Source organism: Streptococcus sanguinis (assembly GCF_050223295.1).
Classification (GTDB): domain Bacteria; phylum Bacillota; class Bacilli; order Lactobacillales; family Streptococcaceae; genus Streptococcus; species Streptococcus sanguinis_X.
The window spans coordinates 551,544-569,560 of sequence record NZ_CP071424.1 but is presented as its reverse complement, the minus strand read 5'-3'; the positions used below and the strand labels follow the sequence as shown (position 1 = coordinate 569,560).

Here is an 18,017-nt window from a genome sequence, read left to right as displayed (position 1 = left end):
ATCACATGAATTGCAGAAAAGAAAAGCTGGAGTAATATCTATGCAATAGGATTGAAAACTCTATGAAAATATAATGTATTTTTTCAACTCTGCATCATGACTATAAGGAGAAAAAGGATTTATGACAAAGAAAATCTTGGTCCTGCACACAGGAGGAACCATTTCCATGCAGGCTGACGGATCTGGGGCTGTCGTTACCAATGCTGATAACCCTATGAACCATGTGACCGTTCCGCTTGAGGGGATAGAGACGGAAGTCATTGACTTTTTTAATATTCCCAGTCCTCATATCACACCCCAGCATATGCTCAAGCTTTATCAAAAAATCAAAGCCAGTGCTGACCAGTTTGACGGAGTAGTCATTACTCATGGGACAGACACTTTAGAAGAGACAGCTTATTTTCTGGATACTATGCAGCTGCCGAAGATTCCGGTCGTTCTGACCGGAGCTATGCGTAGTTCCAATGAGCTGGGGAGCGATGGAGTCTATAACTACCTGACAGCCCTGCGGGTGGCTAGTGATGAAAAAGCTAGTGATAAAGGCGTACTTGTCGTTATGAATGACGAGGCACATGCTGCTAAGTATGTAACCAAAACCCACACGACCAATGTCAGCACCTTCCAGACGCCGACTCACGGACCACTTGGTTTGATTATGAAGCAGGAAATTCTCTATTTTAAGACAGCGGAGCCTCGAGTCCGCTTTGACTTGAACAGCATTTCTGGTCTGGTGCCCATCATTCCAGCTTATGCTGGTATGAAGACAGAGCTTCTGGACATGCTGGATTTAGACAAGATAGACGGCCTCATCATAGAAGCATTCGGTGCTGGCAACCTCCCCAAGGAAGTAGCTGACAAACTGTCTAATATGATAGCAAGCGGCCTGCCAGTTGCTCTGGTCTCTCGCTGCTTCAACGGAATTGCTGAGCCAGTCTATGCTTATGAAGGAGGCGGCGTTCAACTGCACCAGGCTGGTATTTTCTTTGTCAAGGAGCTCAATGCTCAAAAAGCCAGAATCAAACTGCTCATCGCCCTGAATGCTGGACTCAAAGACCAAGAACTACGAGATTATATGGAAGGCTGAGAGAAAAAGTCCTTATTTACTTTCTTTAAATCAAAAAGTGCTAAGGTTGCTTAGCACTTTTTTGACTCTTTCATATTCTAACATTGGGAAAACTTCATTGAATCGCCAGCCTTAAAAGATAACCTCAAACAGAGACTCTAGAATTTCAAAAATATAATCACTTACCATAGGTCAGCTCCATTTTCTGAGCTTGCTTAAATGTTTTCGGATAGTGGACTTTGATTGCAACTTTCATAGCTTTTTCCTCTCTTATTATTCATTCTTTAAGAGCAAAAACGAAACTCTTGGAGTGTTTGACCTCAAGTTTGGTCTCTAATCTTTTTGTTCTTACTTGGATATAAGGATACAGCCCTAAACTTAAGAATCTCTTATAGATTTCTTAGGGAAAGCTTATAGTCAAAGAAATCCGGCAGCAATTCCTATCTACTATTTGAAAGGAACAAGTCTTTTCAACCACATACAAAAAAACTTCACCGATTGGGTGAAGCTTGTGATTGTTAGGAGATTTATGATGAAAAAATTCTAAATTATTCTTATTCTTTGAGAAACACATACCTCGCAGGTCTTCTAGTCTTCAAGCTTTGGTTACCAGATTTTAAGGGGTGTTTACATTGTCATTGGTCCTACCTCTTTCTTTGATTTGACAATAGTATAATCCCTCAAACTTAAAGCCTACTTATAAATAACTTGCAGGAAACTTAATTCAAAGAACCTTTAATCTAGGTAATCTCGCTTGTCCAAATGAAGAGCAATCAAGTGCCAACTAGGATCTGTCCGCCAGTTCAGATCAGCTGTAATCTGACTGGCAACCTTTCTGGCTTCTTCTAAAATCGGATAATCTTCCACGATATCTGCCACTTGAAACTCAGGAATACCAGACTGTCGAGTGCCAAAGATTTCTCCAGAGCCTCGCATTTTCAGATCCTCCTCAGCCAGCAGGAAACCATCGGTTGTCTCAGTCATGATTTTCATGCGGCGCTTGCCCGATTCCGTCTTTGGATTGGCAACCAAGACCGCATAAGACTGCTTGCTGCCTCGGCCGACACGTCCTCTCAGCTGATGAAGCTGGCTGAGCCCGAAGCGGTCCGCATCCATGATGACCATCACCGTAGCATTTGGGACGTTGACTCCAACCTCAATGACTGTGGTAGAGACCAGAATATCAGTCCGTCCTTCCTTGAAGTCCTGCATAATCGCCTCTTTTTCCTCGCTCTTCATCTTGCCATGAAGCAGAGCCACTTGGGCCTGCTGACCAAAATAGGCTGTCAGTTCTTCTTCTAGGGCAATGGCATTCTTAAGATCCAAAGCTTCTGACTCCTCAATCAAAGGAGAAATAAAGTAGACCTGAGCACCCTTGTGGAGCTCTTTTTTCAGCCAGTCGAGGACGACTTCCAGCTGCTCATGCTTGACCCAGCGGGTGATGATAGGCTTGCGTCCCGCCGGCATCTGGTCAATGATAGACACATCCATATCACCAAATGCTGTGATAGCAAGGGTTCTAGGAATAGGCGTCGCCGTCATCATGAGAACATCAGGATTGTCTCCCTTTTCCCGTAAAATCCGGCGCTGCTCTACACCAAAGCGATGCTGCTCGTCAATAATGACCAAACCCAATGCATGGTAACGGACTCCTTCCTGAATCAGGGCATGGGTTCCGACAATCATGTCCACCTGACCGTTTTCAATCGCTGATAATATCGCCCGGCGTTCAGCTGCTTTCATCCCACCAGTTAGCAGGGCCAGCTTCAATTCTGGAAATAGCTGAGCTAGGTTGTCAAAATGCTGCTCAGCCAAAATTTCTGTTGGAACCATCAGAGCTGACTGAAAGCCAGCTGTATAAACAGCATACATAGCTAGACCAGCGACTACTGTCTTTCCGCTTCCCACATCGCCCTGCAGCAGGCGATTCATATGTCCAGGCGACCGCAAATCCTGCAAAATCTCTGTCAGACTGCGCTCCTGAGCTGAAGTCAGTTCAAAAGGTAAGCTCTGCTTTTTCTCGGCCACAGCATCCAACTGCCAATCAATTTTTAATCCATTGCTGACAGCCTTGGTTTCTCTCTTTAAGACCTGCAGCTGCATTTGAAAATAAAAGAGTTCTTCAAATTTAACCCGCCGAAGAGCCTGCTTGTAGTCCGCCAAGTCCTTTGGAAAATGCATAGCCCGCACAGCCTCCACTCTGCTCACTAGCTGGTAGCGTTCCAGTAGGGGCTGGGGCAGATTTTCCTCTAAGAGCATGTCTAATCCTTGGTCAAAGGCAGTCTTAATCAGCTTGACCAAACTAGCCTGACTAATTCCCTGAGCCAGCCGATAGACAGGCTGCAAGTCGTCCTCTACCTGAGCCAGCAGTTTCATTCCAGTCAGACTGGCCTTGGCTTTGTCCCACTTGCCAAAGACAGCTATATTGGCTCCCACTTCAATCTTGTCCGCCAGATAAGGCTGGTTAAAGAAATTAACTGCCAGAGCGACTTCCCCTTGCTTGATGGTAAAGCGCAGGCGATTGCGTTTGTAGCCATAATACTGGACATTAGCCGGGGTTACGACCTGACCAGAAACAACCGCCTTTTCTCCATCTTCCAAGTCTAGGACATTCTTACTCTTAAAATCCTCATAACGAAAAGGAAAATAAAGCAGCAAATCCTGCAAGGTCTCTAGACCCAGCTTGGCAAATTTTTCTGCTGATTTCGGTCCCACACCAGGCAGAACCGTCAAAGGTTGGTGTAAATTCATAATTCCTCTTTCAGTTCTGATGCTGCTGCGGTGCTAATATCGCAGACAGGGGGTTCAAGCTAGAACATTATCAAATACTTCAAGCGGTTCCCTACATTAATCTTCTTAGTCTTTATATACCCTCGGTACACGGTCGCTAATCAAGCAAACCACCTCATAGTTAATGGTGCCACGCTTTTCTGCCACATCTGTCACCGTAATGGTCTCCGCTCCGCTATTTCCAATCAACACAACCGGCGTGCCAAGGGGATAAGACTGAGGCAGGCGCACTGTAATTTGGTCCATGGAAACGCGGCCAACAATAGGGCAGAGCTGACCATCAATCAAGACATCAAAGCCCTGCATATCGCGTGTCCAGCCATCCGCATAACCCAAAGGAATGGTGCCAATCCACTCTTGAGACTTGCTGGTGTAGGTGGCTCCATAGCCAACATCTGCTCCAGCCTCAACTTCCTTGACATGCACCAATTCTGAGACCAGCGACAGAGCTGGCTTGAATTCATAAGGAAGTTCTAAGACTCTTCCGCTAGGGTTGAGGCCATAAATGATGTCACCCAGCCGGACGGCATTTAGAACAGTCTCACTGTGCCAGAGAGAGGTGGCAGAATTACTAGCGTGAACGAGAGGAGGAACACTGTCCAGCTCAGATAAGATCTGATGGAAACGAGCCAGCTGGGCTTCAAACTTATAGTGATCCACTTCATCTGCCGTTGCAAAGTGGGTAAAAATTCCCTCTGCGACAGCCCCAGCAGCCTGCAAGCGATGGATTACCTCCTGGGCTTCCTGACTATCTCGAAAACCAATCCGCCCCATACCAGAGTCAATCTTGATATGAAAATTCAATCCAGTCAAGTCTTCTTCAGCGTCTAAAGCTAGATCCATCCACTCCAGACTGGCTACCGTCAGAGACACCTTTCCCTTTCTAGCCAGCGGAAGCGCAGCCAGATCTGACACTCCTAGCACCAGAATTTTTTTGCCAATGCCCGCTGAGCGCAGCTCCAAGGCTTCATCGATATTAGACACACAAAATCCATCTACGAGGGGCTCAATATGCCTAGAAACCTCAATAGCTCCATGACCATAAGCATTGGCTTTAACGACAGCCCACTTTTCAGTCGTCTGAGGCAGATGGGCACTCAGTTGTCTAATATTAAAAGCAATGGCAGCTAAATCAATCACTGCCTTGCTGGGTCTATGCAGACTAGCTTTCATCATTTTCCTCCAAAATAACGCTGGCTGTAACTAGGCCAGCAGCATGGCTGAGCGAAATCCAAACCTTGCCAGTATAGGGTGACCGGCTGAAATAAGGCGCTCCCTGACGGTCATTTAAAATCTCTAAGTCCTGAAACCTGAGTTTACCGATACCGGTTCCCCAAGCTTTAGAAAAAGCCTCCTTGGCAGCCCAACGGCCAGCTAGAAATTCTATTTTCCGCTTGCCGGATAACTCCTCAAAACGAGAAAGCTCCGCCTCGGTCAGCACCTTCTTTGCAAAGCGGGCATTTTTCAGATAGGCTCGCTCAATGGCAGCTAACTCTTCTATATCAATTCCATGTCCTTTTATCATATCATTCTCTGGAAAGGCGACAAAACTCAGCTGGGCCGCCAGCTGAGTTCGTCTTCACCCGACAGTTAGTCCTCTTTACAGGTCAAGACTGTCCCTTTCAATTTTCCTTAATTATCTAAATAAAGTGTTGTAAATTTCTTCAATGAGCTGAACTGTATTATCCCAGCCCAGGCAAGGGTCAGTGATAGATTTACCAAAGACTTCCGCCTCATTTTGCCGGCCGTCTTCCAGATAAGACTCAATCATAAAACCACGAACCGCTCTCTTAATCTTTTCGTTCCAATCCCGATTCAGCAAGGTCTGACGCACAATCCTAATCTGTTCCAGGTACTGCTTGCCAGAGTTATCGTGATTGGTATCGATGACGATGAAAGGATTCTCCAAGCCCATCTTTTCGTAGTAGGAAATGGCATCCAGCATATTTTCATAGTAGAAATTTGGAATGTTCTTACCGTATTCATTGGTTGCCCCACGCAGAATAACGTGAGCCAACGGATTCCCAGAGGTTTCTACTTCCTGACCGTGAAAAAGGAAAGTCTGCTTATTTTGTGCCGCATAGACAGCGTTAAACATAACCCCCAGATTGCCAGAAGTTGGATTTTTCATGCCTACTGGAGCGTCAATACCTGACGCCACAAAACGGTGCTCCTGGTCTTCGACTGAGCGAGCCCCCACAGCATGATAGCTGACCAAGTCGTCTACCAGCACAAGATTGGACGGATAGAGCATCTCATCAGCCGTCGTCAGACCAGTCTCTGTAATGACACGGTAGTGCAGCTGACGAACAGCCTGCAAACCATTGATAAGACTAGGAGCTTTAGAAGTATCTGGCTGGTGAACCAAGCCCTTATAGCCATCCCCATTGGTCCGCGGCTTAGCAGTATAGACGCGCATGACGATAAAAATCTTATCTGCGACCTTCTTCTGCAGCTCTGACAAACGGCGGGCATACTCCAGCACAGCCTCTTCATTGTCTGACGAGCAAGGACCAATCACCAAGAGAATACGCTCGTCTTCCCCACTGAGAATCTCAGCTAGTTCTTGGTCTCGCTTGTTTTTATGAGTCAAGGCCTGACCAGTCAGTCTGGTTCTGGACTTAATCTGCTCAATGTCAATCTTCTGACCTTTTTCAATAAATGCCATACTATTTTCCTAATGTATCATAAATTTCACGAACCAGCTGTTCTGTATTTGCCCAGCCCAGACAAGGGTCAGTAATGGACTTGCCAAAGACTTCTGGCTCGTCCTGACGACCGTCTTCCAGATAAGACTCAATCATAAAGCCCCGTACGGTAGCCTTAATCTTTTCATTCCAGTCCCGGTTAATCAGAGTCTGGCGAACGATACGCACTTGCTCCAGATACTGCTTACCAGAGTTATCATGATTGGTGTCAATGATGATAAAGGGATTTTCTAAGCCCATTTTTTCATACTGGGCAATGGTGTCCAGTAGGTTATCATAATAGTAGTTAGGAATGTTCTTGCCATATTCATTCAGAGCACCGCGCAAGATGGCATGCGCCAAAGGATTCCCAGATGTTTCGACTTCCTTACCAGAAAAGAGGAAACTCTGCTTGTTCTGAGCTGCATAGATACCGTTAAACATGACATTGAGATTACCAGAAGTCGGATTTTTCAAGCCAGTCGGTAGATCCGCTCCACTAGCCACAAAGCGGTGCTGCTGGTCTTCGACCGACCGAGCTCCGACAGCCATGTAAGAAATCAAATCATCTACCAGAGGCAGATTTTCTGGATAGAGCATCTCATCAGCTGTGGTCATGCCTGTCTCAGAAATAACCCGATAGTGCAGATTACGGACTGCCTTGATGCCGTTAATCAGACTAGGAGCGGCTGTCGCATTAGGCTGATGAATAAGGCCTTTGTAGCCATCTCCATTCGTCCGAGGCTTGGCAGTATAAACCCGCATGACCATAAAGATGCGATCTTTTACTTCTTCTTGGAGAGCAGATAGACGCTTGGCATACTCCAGCACCGCTTCTTCATTATCTGAAGAGCAGGGGCCGATAACCAAGAGAATGCGGTCATCTTGACCACGCAGAATTGCTTCCAACTCTCGGTCACGCTTTTCCTTGCGAGCTAACATGTCGCCTTCTAGCTTAGCAAGTTGGCGAACTTCTGCCACATCAATGGGTTGACTGGTTGCTTTAAAGGTCATCTATTCTCCTTCTTTTATGTTTTACTTTTTGCGGCCGTGGCAGTTCTTGAACTTCTTGCCAGAACCACATGGACAAGGGTCATTTCTCTTTACGTTAGACAAGTCTGTATTCTCAGGCATATTTGGCGCCTTAGCAGAGATATTGCGGGTAGCTGTTGTACTGATAGCCCGCTCTGTCCGTGGACGCTCTTGCTCATGAATCTGCGCTTTCATCATCAGACGAGTCACATCAAACTCAATAGAGCCAATCATGTCGTTGAACATACGGAAGCTTTCTGCTTGATATTCGACAACTGGGTTATTTTGTGCATAACCGCGCAGTCCAACAGCATTGCGCAGCTGGTCAAGGGCGTCGATATGGTCAGTCCACTTGCTGTCCACCACGCGCAGAATCAAGACCTTCTGGAATTCACGCACAGCTTCTTCATCTCGCAGCTTAGCAATCTGACTGTCATAGACTTCCAATGCACGTTCAAACAGATAATCTTTGATTTCTTGATCAGACTTGCCTTCCAAATCACTGTCAGAAATGGAATCTTCTGAAACCAAGTTATACTTAGCAAAGTTTAAAATTGCTTCAATCTTATCATCCTGATCAGAGTGGCTGCTGCCATCAACGATGCGATTGATAGTCCGTTTAATCATAGCATGGATTTCAGGACTGAGGTCACGGTCAGCAGTAATGACATCGTGGCGCTCAGCATAGATAATTTCCCGCTGCTCACGCATCACGTCATCATACTGCAAGACTTGTTTCCGCGTATCGTAGTTATTTCCTTCGACACGCTTCTGAGCTGCCTCTACCTGACGGGTCAGCATGCCAGACTTGATAACAGAATCTTCGTCACTAAGGTTCATTCGTTCCAAGAGGGCTTTAATGCGCTCTGATCCAAAGCGGCGCATCAGCTCATCTTCCAGTGACAGGTAGAATTGTGACTCACCTGGATCACCCTGACGGCCTGAACGTCCGCGTAGCTGATTGTCAATCCGGCGGCTTTCATGGCGCTCTGTACCAATAACACAGAGACCGCCCAGTTCGCGAACACCTTCACCCAACTTGATGTCGGTTCCCCGTCCGGCCATATTGGTTGCAATGGTAACTGCACCACGTTGGCCGGCGTTCATGATAATTTGTGCTTCTTTATAGTGGTTTTTCGCATTAAGAACTTCGTGAGGAACCCCAGCTTCTACCAATTTCTTAGAAATATAATCACTGGTTTCAACCGCAACGGTACCGACCAGAACAGGCTGGCCTTTTTCATGACGCTCTTTAACATCCTGAACAACTGCCTTAAACTTAGAATCAATACTTGGGTAGAGCAGGTCAGAATGGTCAATACGTGCTACCGGACGGTTGGTTGGAATCGGGATAACACGAATGTTGTATGTTTCGCGGAACTCTTCTTCCTCTGTCTTGGCTGTACCTGTCATACCGGACAGCTTCTTATACATACGGAAGAGGTTCTGATAAGTGATAGAAGCAGAGGTCTTTGTTTCTTCCTGAATCGGTACACCTTCTTTGGCTTCAATCGCTTGGTGGAGACCGTCGGAGTAACGACGGCCTTCCATTGTACGACCGGTAAACTGATCGACAATCAGAATTTCCTGATCTTCACTGACCACATAGTCAATATCAAGGAGCATGATGTAGTTAGCTCGCAGAGCATTGTCGATAAAGTGAGTCAGGGCAACATTTTCAATATCGTAGAGATTGTCCAGCTTGAAGTAACTTTCCGCCTTGTCAATCCCTGAATCAGACAGACCAATCGTCTTAGACTGAACATCGATGATGTAGTCGTCCTTATCCAGAGATTTGACATAGTGGTCAGCCATATGATAAAGCTGGTTGGTATCTGAAGAAACCGGTCCGGAAACAATCAATGGTGTCCGGGCTTCATCAATCAGGATTGAGTCCACCTCATCGACCAAGGCATAGTTGAGTGGGCGCTGTACCATGTTTTCAGCGCGGACTACCATGTTATCACGCAGGTAGTCAAAGCCGATCTCAGCATTGGTTGAATAGGTAATATCACAAGCGTATGCTTCTTTCTTCTCAGATGGAGACTTAGCGGCCAGATTGATACCGACAGAAAGGCCCAGCCAAGAATAGAGTTCACCCATTTCAGTCGCGTCACGCTCAGTCAGATATTCGTTGACTGTGACAACGTGCACACCTTTTCCTGCAAGGGCATTTAGGTAAACTGGCATTGTCGCTGTCAAGGTTTTTCCTTCACCGGTACGCATCTCTGGAACGTCACCATGATGGAGAACAATCCCTCCCATAACCTGAACCTTATAAGGGAAAAGACCCAACACTCGCTTAGCTCCTTCACGGACAACCGCAAAAGCTTCAAATAAGAGCTGATCTAAAGTTTCACCATCAGCATAGCGTTTCTTGAATTCTTCTGTTTTTGCCTGAAGTTCTTCATCAGACAAAGCCGCCATTTCGTCTTCATAGGCCAAGACTTTGTCAGCCATTTTTTCTAATTTTCTTAATTCACCTTTATCATTTTCAATGATAGTCTTTAAAATATTCGCCATTTTTTTCCTTACTATATAATAATCTTTCTGATTTTTAGAATGTTCTTTTCATTATAGCATGTTTTCCTATATCTTTCAAGAATGAAAAAAGCAAAAAAGCTCCATCAGACTGTGCTTACAGAACTGGGAGATGGCAGGATATTCGAGGATAATTTGTGCATGATAAACTATGTGCTTTTCAATCTATATTTTCCCCTCTCAGTTTTGAGCAAACTTCAACACCTTAATTGTATCGCATTTGGATTTTTTAAGAGAATCTTCAATTTGCGCCTGCATGGCGTGATTTATTGGCTAGAGTCTTATGGAACTAGACGGGCTGATAGTTATATAAACGAAAACCAGCACCTAAAGTGTACTGACTCTAAAAAGTTAGATTTTTGTGTCTAACTTTTGTAGTGCAGTACAGAGGCACTGGTTTTTATATGGGGATACCATCCGTATTTCACTTCCCCTTAGCGGGGAATCAAACTATTGAATCCAATAGTTTAATCCTCCAACAAACTAGCCTTGCCAGTCAGCCGGATAAGTCACATAGATAAAGCGGGCCTTATCTCTGACAGAGAACTGAATGTCGCTGTCTTTAGGGATAAAGAGTACTTCGCCAGGGCCAGCTGTCATGACTTCGTCACCAACGATAATATCAAGACGCCCTTCAATAACATAGTCCACTTCATCATAGTCCAGATGCCAAGGGAAAGTTGTCTTTTCCATGGTCATCAGACCCAAGCCCAATCTTGGGCTTTCGTCTAAGGTCAGCAAGTCTCGTGTATAAACTTGATGGCTGGAATCACCTGTATCCAAGCGATCTTCTGGACGAACATCCAGACCAGGCAGGGCGATAGAAGCCACTCCTGCCTTGCTGACCTTCTTCCCACCATCTTTAGTGGCTAATTCTTCCAATAAAATCTTACGAACCAATGTTTCTAGGTCAGAACGATTAATATCTGCCATACTTCATACCTCCAAGTCTAAGCTTCCTTCTTCGTTAGGAAGAAAGCCAGTAATACCGCTGTGATACCGCCGACAAATTTACCAATCATCATCGGCACAATCATTTCCGGTTTTTGACCAGCTGTGAAGCCTAGGTGATCTCCGATAACGAAGGAAGCAGATACGGCAAAGGCTACGTTGATAATCTTACCGCGTTTGTCCATATCCTTCATCATCTGGAACATGGCAATGTTATTAGCCAGAGAAGCTACCAAACCAGCTGCACCAACTTCGTTCATTCCTAGGGATTTTCCGATAGCAGAAAGCGGTTTGTTGGCTACCTTGGTAAAGACAGCTACCAGACCAAAGGCTCCAGCCAAGGTTACGGCAATCGTTCCGACAACTTCAAAGGCTTCCTTCAGTGTCTCAGCACCTTTTGGATAGAGGCTGATGAGCCATTCATTTCCAGTCAGAAGCTGCGCTGCACCAAAGGCCAAACCAAGCGTTGCCAAGATAACAATAATCTGACCAAACACTTCAAAACCTTTAATCATAGCATTAGGTGCCAAAAGCAATCCTATGAAAATCAGAGCAGATACAATGATAATCGGGATAAGATTGACAACCAAGGTTCCAAAAGGCAGACCTGGCACGAAAATTCCTCCGAGGAGACAGCCAATCGGAACAGTTACCAAACCATATAGGATTCCGCGAGCCAAAAGCGGACGGTCATCTTTTTCAATAATACCCAAGGCAACTGGAATCGTAAAGACGATGGTTGGCCCCATCATAGAGCCCAGTACAAAGGCAGCGAAATTTCCTACTGCTGGATCCTGAGCCAGACTGAGAGCCAGAGGAGCTCCTCCCATATCATTGGCAATGAAGGTTGTCGCAAAGATAGACGGGTCAGCGCCCACCAAGCCATACAAAGGCACGACAATTGGTTTCAAGACATCCGCCAAGAGGGGAGCGATTACCATAATCCCAGCCATAGACAGAGCCAAAGCTCCCATAGCCATGATTCCTTCTTCAAATTTTTCACTTAGTCCTAGTTTGCCACCGATACATTTATCCACTGCACCGATCAGCATGAATAGAACCATGATATAAATGATAATTTCATTGATACTCATAACATTACCTTAGTTTCTAATATTCTTCATCACTGTGATAGTCAACCTTGTCAATGATAGCCACAACGACCATATCCACAGGGATATTCGTCTTATTTAGGCTCATCCGGGCAGAACTGCCAGTGGTTACCATTACTTGGTCTCCTTCGCCTGCACCGATGCAGTCGGCCACAATAAGCAGAGCTGGGTCACTTTGATGTTCATTTAGCTGCCGTTCGACCACTAAAAATTTCAAACCATTTAAATTTTCGTCTTTTCTAGTCGCCCAAAGACTTCCTTTTACTTTACCAACAAACATCTCTACCCACTCCTTTATTCTATGATTTCTATTTTTTGACGTTTTAGATAATCTCTCGCCAAGGCTGTCACAATCATTCCTTTTTCTATTTTAAAGCTTCCATTTTCAGGTAAGCCCATTTCTCTCAGCCTCTTCTCTGTCAGCAAAACCGGCTTGCTCGGAGCCTTAGTCTTCTGGCTGACTTCTTCTGCCACCGCCCGTTTCACTTCCGGGCGAGGCTCTTCAGCCTGATCGCTTTCTAGGAGTGCTAAGAGTTGGCCTTCTTTATAAAATTGCAGACCGTAGCGAATCAGCTTTTCTCGCTGTCCCTGCAGTTCCTGATACAAGTACACTTTAGAAGATTGCTTGTACTGTTGAATAGCAAAGACGCTGTCTGATACGAGGACTTTTTTGCCTTTCAAAAGACTCTTTAAAATGACTGCTTCCTCCACCGCTAAAGGGCAAAGGGATGAGAGTCTTAGAAAAGCATCAAAACCAAGCGACTCAACAACAACAATCTCTGCTGTGCAAGAATCTTTTACGACTTGAAAGCCTTCCCCTTCTAATAAGTCAGGAATCTTATCGCCTCCAATGACGTATACTGAGGGTTTCTGAGGCTTTTTCTTCAACTTTTCCATCAGGCGGTCTGTAATCAAATCTACTAAATGATCTAGATTTTCCATTCTTTACCTACCTTTTATTTGCTCATACGACTTATTTTTTAATAATCCGTCCGCGTGTTCCTTTTTTGAAACCACAAGCATTGGCTTCATCGTAGTCAATATGCATATAGGTCGCAAACTTGGGACTAACACGGATAACCACATCGTCAAAAATCAGCGGACGAGCTCCTTCTACTCTGACTTGTACAATCTCGTGATTTTTTACATTCAGACGTTCGGCATCTTCCGGTGTCATATGAACATGACGCTTAGCTACAATCAGGCCTTTATCCAGACAAACTGCCTTGTCTCCATGAGCCAAGATAACACCCGGTGTTCCTTCAATATCGCCACTTTCGCGAATGGGTGCCTTGGTACCCAGCTGCAAACAGTCTGTCAGGGAAACTTCTACCTGAGAATGTTTGCGAACAGGTCCCAGAATAACCACATTGTGAAAAGCGCCTTTTGTACCGACAACTGTCAGTCTTTCTTGACTAGCGAACTGGCCTGGCTGTGATAGGTCTTTTGCTTTTGTTAATTGATAGTTGGGACCAAACAAGGCTTCCAAATCTTCCTGACTCAAATGGACATGACGTCCGCTCGCTTCTACCTCAAATGACCCCTGCAATTCTTCCTGAACTTTATCAATTACTTTATTTACCAAATTTTCTAAAGTCATTGCTGTTCTTCTTTCTCTTGTTATTAGCTTGCTATCAACCAGAGCAAGACTTCAATTGATTTTAATAATTGAGAAACCTTACAAGCAAATTGATCTCTGTCACCATCAGCAGCCTGCTCCAATTCTTTGCGCAGGAGGGTCGTTTCGATATATGTTTCATAGCAATTCAGCTGCCAAGTCGGCTCCTGATAACTCATCATAACCGTTTCTTGATCGAGCTGTCGACTGACCCGAATGGCCTGCAATTCTGCATTGCTAGGCAGGTCTGTCTGGTAATCAGAAATATCATCCAGAATATGATGGCCGACGATTTGTTCTACTATGTTCAATAGTTGGCCAACTTGCTCACACTTTTCATCCTGAAAAGCCTGATGCAATTCTCTCTGGTTCTTCAAAAAGCAAGTATAAAGTTTAGTCAGTCTAAATAGTCGTGGATACACAGCAGAGTCCTCAAGGTTTGTAATCGGCACCCTGATAGCATCAGCAGCTGAGGCTGTTTTCCCTTTGGTCTGACCTGAACAGATAATTCGAATATGGTGATCATTGAGAAAACCTCTGGCTGCTGGCGTCAGTTTTTCATCTTTGTTTAATTCAAAGACACCGTTATCAGCGAGAACGGATTCTCTATAAAGCTTTCTGATCTTAGCTTCTGTAAAAACTGACATGTATTCACATCCTTCTACTCCGTTGATACTCTGTGAAAATCAATCTGATACTCTCCGAAAATCAACATTTCTGTCTAGTATCGAGCTGCTGCCCATAAGCTTCATTTTCACTGAGTATTCTATTTGCATCAGAGGCCTGTATCAAGCCTGAACACTACAATACAGGCCCTTTCAGCAAATATTTATCTGTCCCAGATTATTTGGGCAGAATGACTTCCACTTCAGCATGTGGACGTGGAATTACGTGAACTGAAATCAATTCACCAACATTTTCAGCTGCAGCTGCTCCAGCATCTGTCGCTGCTTTGACTGCGCCGACATCACCACGAACCATTACAGTTACCAAACCAGCACCAACTTGTTCTTTACCAATCAAAGTTACGTTAGCCGCTTTGACCATTGCATCAGCTGCTTCGATTGCGCCGACAAGTCCTTTTGTTTCTACCATTCCTAATGCATTTGCGTTTGCCATGTTTATTTCCTCCGATTATTTTCTTGTTTTTAATTTTATATGAAAGTCTGTAATCCTATTCTTGATGAGGCAAGATTACTTCTACTTCAGCATGTGGACGTGGAATTACGTGAACTGAAATCAATTCACCAACGTTTTCAGCTGCAGCTGCTCCAGCATCTGTCGCTGCTTTGACTGCACCGACATCACCACGAACCAAGACTGTTACCAATCCAGCGCCGACTTGTTCTTTACCAACTAAAGTTACGTTAGCGGCTTTGACCATTGCATCAGCTGCTTCGATTGCGCCGACAAGTCCTCTTGTTTCTACCATTCCTAATGCATTTGCGTTTGCCATGATTGTATCCTCCAATTATAATGTTTAATATTGACTATTTTAGTTTTTCCAATACGCGTTGAACCAACAAGGTTACCAGTTCTTCTTCGTTTGATCCGTCAACTGCTACTGCTTTTGGTTCTTCCACTGCCATATTTTCTGCTTGTCGCAGGTCTGACAGTTCTGATGTACCGTACGCTACACGACGGATATTGAAGAGATTGAGCGGGCTGACATTATCAGATGTCGCGCTGCCACCCACAGCTCCACAACCCAAAGTAAAGGCTGGGAAAAGACCAGTCGTTGCACCGACACCACCTAGAGCTGCTGGCGTATTAATCAGCAGACGAGATACTGGTTTTTTCAGTGCAAATTCACGAATAATTTCTTCGTTTTGACTGTGGATAGCAAGAGTGTGGCCTGCACCTTCATGATGCAAGATCTTAATACTCAGCTCACAAGCTTCCAACCAGTCCTTGACAGTGTAGAAACCTAAGACTGGAGCCAGTTTTTCCATAGAATATGGATACTGCTTACCGACGCCTGTTTCTTCTGCAATCAAGACCCGAGCATCAGCTGGAACTGAAATACCAGCTAACTCAGCAATCACTTGCGGTGTTTTACCAACCATCTTCGGATTCATTGCGCCACTCGGCTGGATAATGAAGGAGCCTAGTTTCTTAGCATCTTCTGCTGGAACAAAGTAAGCACCTTGTTTCTTGAACTCTGCTACAACCTTTTCCTTCATATCTTCTTCAACGATGATAGACTGCTCAGATGCACAAATCACACCATTGTCAAAAGTTTTAGAATCCAAAATCTGACGAACTGCTTTTGGCACATCTGCTGTTCTTTCGATGAAGGCTGGACCGTTACCAGGACCTACACCGATTGCTGGTGTACCAGATGAGTATGCTGCTTTGACCATGGCATTTCCGCCAGTCGCCAAAATTAGATTTGTATCCTTGTGTCGCATCAACTCATTTGTAGCTGCGATGGATACCCGATGAATCGCACTGATGGCTCCATCTGGACAGCCAGCTGATTTAGCAGCTTTCTTGATGATTTCCACCGTTTCCTCAATACACTTAAGAGCATTTGGGTGAGGAGAGAAGACGATACTGTTTCCTGCCTTCAAAGCGATCAAAGCCTTATACATAACCGTTGAGGTCGGGTTGGTTGATGGAATCAAGCCAGCAATGACACCGACTGGAACCCCAACTTCCAAGACTTTCTTTTCCTTGTCTTCGCTGAGAACCCCAACCGTTTTCATATCCTTGATTTCTTCAAGAATACCTTTGGAAGCAAGAGCATTTTTCAATACCTTGTCTTCCCAGCGGCCAAAGCCTGTTTCCTGAGCCGCCATTTTAGCTAGGCGTTCACGCTCATCATAACAAGCTTTCGCTACTACTTTTACAATGGTATCAATTTGTTCTTGGCTCATTTTAGCAAGTTCTGCTTGGGCTTTCTTTGCATCCCGAATCAAATTCCTTACTTCCTGAATCGATACCAAATCTTTATCTTCTAAAAACATCCGCAATTACTCCTCTCCTATTGTTTCCATCAAAGTCTCAACGAGAAGTTTCTTGTTGGCAAATTTGATTTCTTTCTTGCTGAGACGGATACCTTCTTGATGATAGGCAAGGCTGCGTAGTTCGACGACTTTTAGTTTTTCCAGTTCTTCTCTGGTGTAGGTCCTTGTCTCTCCTTCAAGCTTCTTTGCTGGTTCAGCCTTAGTTTCCTTTACAGGCTGAGGCTTTTCTTCGATTTTTTCTGAAGGGATTGTTTCCGCCGTAGAAGCAATCTCTTTTTTAGTTGTTTTACTGTTTCTCTTTGGTACAAAGAGAAGGTCTGTCTGATTATCCAGCCTAGAAATTACATGGCTGGCCAGATAGTAAGGTTTATCCTGTACCAACTCAACTGCTGCATCAACCGCTGAGCGGACTGCACTGACATCGCCTATTAATTGAACCGTATTCAAACCAGCTTTGACCGTTTCAATATTAAGCAATGATACATTGGCAGCCTTCAAAGCCGCATCTGCCGCAACTACAGCACCTAGATAACCTTTTACTTCAATTAAACCTAGTGCTCTATCTGCCATTTAATCAACTCCTAATCAATAACTTTTAGGATCATTTGCTACTGCGATGACTGCATTCGCAAATGCGTCGCAGGCAGCTCGGCATGCTGACTGTGATCCGACTAGAAGTCCGCCGGCAAAGTTGGTTTCACTCGGTGGTCCATAGAAGGCACCAACTTGCACATCTGCCGCTTTCAAAGCCGCATCCAGTGCCACCATAGCTTCACCCGGTGGAGCAATCAAGTAAGCAATTGCTGTTCCTTCTTCTGCATTAGCACCCTCTGACAGGTAAGAGCCTGCACGAGAGATACAATGAGCAAAATAAGGAATGCTGTCATCATCATTGGCACTGTAGAAGCTAGCCCCATTTTCGATTTCATAGACTGCTACATCCAGACCGCTGCGAACTTCTTCTGGGTTTGGACCAGCCAAGATACCGATGACTTCACCAGCCAGCTTAGTTGAAGCGTTTCCTGCACCAGCATACATACTGCGAGCATAGACCACTTCGACATCTGCTGCCTTGGTTGCTTCATCCAAGGCTACATAAGTGACATCATCACAGTCAGAAGTGATAATTCCCAGGCTTCTGTGATGTGGTTTAAGCTCCAAAGAAGCTGCCAAACCTGCATCCACGTTTGAAATCAGAAGGGCACTTAATACATTTGCACCTAATCGATCATTTTTCAAAGCCACTACCTCCTA

Annotated in this window: 18 protein-coding genes; 1 reads left to right on the top strand and 17 read right to left on the bottom strand. The window is 45.0% G+C overall.

The window, feature by feature from the left end; genetic code table 11:
* Nucleotides 1-121 precede the first annotated feature (121 nt).
* Nucleotides 122-1,084: an asparaginase gene (locus J1C77_RS02960; RefSeq protein ID WP_002922068.1), complete on the top strand. Its 963-nt coding sequence runs from the start codon at nt 122-124 to the stop codon at nt 1,082-1,084.
* Between the two features lie 714 nt (nt 1,085-1,798).
* Here J1C77_RS02960 and recG read toward each other — a convergent pair.
* The 17 genes from recG to eutL all read right to left on the bottom strand — a co-directional run bounded on the left by recG (nt 1,799) and on the right by eutL (nt 18,002).
* Entirely contained in the window at nt 1,799-3,814 is a 2,016-nt protein-coding gene (recG, locus tag J1C77_RS02955) for an ATP-dependent DNA helicase RecG (protein WP_002922069.1), read from the bottom strand.
* A gap of 105 nt (nt 3,815-3,919) precedes the next feature.
* Nucleotides 3,920-5,026, bottom strand: a complete 1,107-nt coding sequence (alr, locus tag J1C77_RS02950) for an alanine racemase (protein WP_042762974.1) — start codon at nt 5,024-5,026, stop codon at nt 3,920-3,922.
* On the bottom strand, nt 5,016-5,378 hold the full coding sequence (acpS, locus tag J1C77_RS02945; RefSeq protein WP_002922074.1) for a holo-ACP synthase: 363 nt from the start codon (nt 5,376-5,378) through the stop codon (nt 5,016-5,018). The genes alr and acpS overlap by 11 nt, the downstream gene beginning before the upstream one ends.
* Before the next feature lie 111 nt (nt 5,379-5,489).
* The gene (locus J1C77_RS02940; protein ID WP_002901052.1) at nt 5,490-6,521 is read right to left on the bottom strand and encodes a 3-deoxy-7-phosphoheptulonate synthase; all 1,032 of its coding nucleotides are present in this window, start codon (nt 6,519-6,521) and stop codon (nt 5,490-5,492) included.
* Between the two features lies 1 nt (nt 6,522).
* Nucleotides 6,523-7,554, bottom strand: coding sequence for a 3-deoxy-7-phosphoheptulonate synthase (locus J1C77_RS02935; RefSeq protein WP_002919532.1), 1,032 nt, complete (start codon nt 7,552-7,554; stop codon nt 6,523-6,525).
* 21 nt (nt 7,555-7,575) lie between these two features.
* A complete protein-coding gene (secA, locus tag J1C77_RS02930) occupies nt 7,576-10,095 on the bottom strand; it encodes a preprotein translocase subunit SecA (RefSeq protein ID WP_002922076.1) in 2,520 nt (839 codons plus the stop codon).
* A 501-nt stretch (nt 10,096-10,596) separates the two neighbouring features.
* The gene (locus J1C77_RS02925; RefSeq protein ID WP_002922079.1) at nt 10,597-11,046 is read right to left on the bottom strand and encodes a cupin domain-containing protein; all 450 of its coding nucleotides are present in this window, start codon (nt 11,044-11,046) and stop codon (nt 10,597-10,599) included.
* A 17-nt stretch (nt 11,047-11,063) separates the two neighbouring features.
* A complete protein-coding gene (locus J1C77_RS02920) occupies nt 11,064-12,158 on the bottom strand; it encodes an ethanolamine utilization protein EutH (RefSeq protein WP_002896353.1) in 1,095 nt (364 codons plus the stop codon).
* 16 nt (nt 12,159-12,174) lie between these two features.
* On the bottom strand, nt 12,175-12,456 hold the full coding sequence (locus tag J1C77_RS02915; protein WP_002896356.1) for a EutN/CcmL family microcompartment protein: 282 nt from the start codon (nt 12,454-12,456) through the stop codon (nt 12,175-12,177).
* Nucleotides 12,457-12,470: 14 nt separating this feature from the next.
* Nucleotides 12,471-13,118 (bottom strand): hypothetical protein, encoded by a 648-nt coding sequence (locus J1C77_RS02910; RefSeq protein WP_002922081.1) that lies wholly within the window; start codon nt 13,116-13,118, stop codon nt 12,471-12,473.
* 31 nt (nt 13,119-13,149) lie between these two features.
* A complete protein-coding gene (eutD, locus tag J1C77_RS02905) occupies nt 13,150-13,776 on the bottom strand; it encodes an ethanolamine utilization phosphate acetyltransferase EutD (RefSeq protein ID WP_002922083.1) in 627 nt (208 codons plus the stop codon).
* Nucleotides 13,777-13,799: 23 nt separating this feature from the next.
* Nucleotides 13,800-14,441: a hypothetical protein gene (locus tag J1C77_RS02900; protein ID WP_002901058.1), complete on the bottom strand. Its 642-nt coding sequence runs from the start codon at nt 14,439-14,441 to the stop codon at nt 13,800-13,802.
* A 196-nt stretch (nt 14,442-14,637) separates the two neighbouring features.
* Entirely contained in the window at nt 14,638-14,913 is a 276-nt protein-coding gene (gene pduA, locus J1C77_RS02895; protein ID WP_002896373.1) for a propanediol utilization microcompartment protein PduA, read from the bottom strand.
* A gap of 55 nt (nt 14,914-14,968) precedes the next feature.
* Nucleotides 14,969-15,250, bottom strand: coding sequence for a propanediol utilization microcompartment protein PduA (pduA, locus tag J1C77_RS02890; RefSeq protein WP_002898203.1), 282 nt, complete (start codon nt 15,248-15,250; stop codon nt 14,969-14,971).
* 34 nt (nt 15,251-15,284) lie between these two features.
* Nucleotides 15,285-16,763, bottom strand: a complete 1,479-nt coding sequence (locus J1C77_RS02885; protein WP_002901059.1) for an acetaldehyde dehydrogenase (acetylating) — start codon at nt 16,761-16,763, stop codon at nt 15,285-15,287.
* Between the two features lie 6 nt (nt 16,764-16,769).
* Nucleotides 16,770-17,333 carry a BMC domain-containing protein gene (locus tag J1C77_RS02880; protein WP_002922086.1) on the bottom strand — a complete coding sequence of 188 codons (564 nt, stop codon included), beginning with the start codon at nt 17,331-17,333 and terminating at the stop codon, nt 16,770-16,772.
* Between the two features lie 15 nt (nt 17,334-17,348).
* Entirely contained in the window at nt 17,349-18,002 is a 654-nt protein-coding gene (gene eutL, locus J1C77_RS02875) for an ethanolamine utilization microcompartment protein EutL (protein ID WP_009659835.1), read from the bottom strand.
* Nucleotides 18,003-18,017 lie beyond the last annotated feature (15 nt).

What these genes read in the sequence shown, in the direction of transcription:
- J1C77_RS02885 (WP_002901059.1), bottom strand. Translation starts at nt 16,763, where the DNA reads ATGTTTTTAGAAGATAAAGATTTGGTATCGATTCAGGAAGTAAGGAAT.
- alr (WP_042762974.1), bottom strand. Translation starts at nt 5,026, where the DNA reads ATGAAAGCTAGTCTGCATAGACCCAGCAAGGCAGTGATTGATTTAGCT.
- J1C77_RS02935 (WP_002919532.1), bottom strand. Translation starts at nt 7,554, where the DNA reads ATGACCTTTAAAGCAACCAGTCAACCCATTGATGTGGCAGAAGTTCGC.
- J1C77_RS02960 (WP_002922068.1), top strand. Translation starts at nt 122, where the DNA reads ATGACAAAGAAAATCTTGGTCCTGCACACAGGAGGAACCATTTCCATG.
- recG (WP_002922069.1), bottom strand. Translation starts at nt 3,814, where the DNA reads ATGAATTTACACCAACCTTTGACGGTTCTGCCTGGTGTGGGACCGAAA.
- acpS (WP_002922074.1), bottom strand. Translation starts at nt 5,378, where the DNA reads ATGATAAAAGGACATGGAATTGATATAGAAGAGTTAGCTGCCATTGAG.
- pduA (WP_002896373.1), bottom strand. Translation starts at nt 14,913, where the DNA reads ATGGCAAACGCAAATGCATTAGGAATGGTAGAAACAAAAGGACTTGTC.
- J1C77_RS02900 (WP_002901058.1), bottom strand. Translation starts at nt 14,441, where the DNA reads ATGTCAGTTTTTACAGAAGCTAAGATCAGAAAGCTTTATAGAGAATCC.
- secA (WP_002922076.1), bottom strand. Translation starts at nt 10,095, where the DNA reads ATGGCGAATATTTTAAAGACTATCATTGAAAATGATAAAGGTGAATTA.
- J1C77_RS02910 (WP_002922081.1), bottom strand. Translation starts at nt 13,118, where the DNA reads ATGGAAAATCTAGATCATTTAGTAGATTTGATTACAGACCGCCTGATG.
- J1C77_RS02920 (WP_002896353.1), bottom strand. Translation starts at nt 12,158, where the DNA reads ATGAGTATCAATGAAATTATCATTTATATCATGGTTCTATTCATGCTG.
- eutD (WP_002922083.1), bottom strand. Translation starts at nt 13,776, where the DNA reads ATGACTTTAGAAAATTTGGTAAATAAAGTAATTGATAAAGTTCAGGAA.
- J1C77_RS02880 (WP_002922086.1), bottom strand. Translation starts at nt 17,333, where the DNA reads ATGGCAGATAGAGCACTAGGTTTAATTGAAGTAAAAGGTTATCTAGGT.
- J1C77_RS02925 (WP_002922079.1), bottom strand. Translation starts at nt 11,046, where the DNA reads ATGGCAGATATTAATCGTTCTGACCTAGAAACATTGGTTCGTAAGATT.
- J1C77_RS02915 (WP_002896356.1), bottom strand. Translation starts at nt 12,456, where the DNA reads ATGTTTGTTGGTAAAGTAAAAGGAAGTCTTTGGGCGACTAGAAAAGAC.
- J1C77_RS02940 (WP_002901052.1), bottom strand. Translation starts at nt 6,521, where the DNA reads ATGGCATTTATTGAAAAAGGTCAGAAGATTGACATTGAGCAGATTAAG.
- pduA (WP_002898203.1), bottom strand. Translation starts at nt 15,250, where the DNA reads ATGGCAAACGCAAATGCATTAGGAATGGTAGAAACAAGAGGACTTGTC.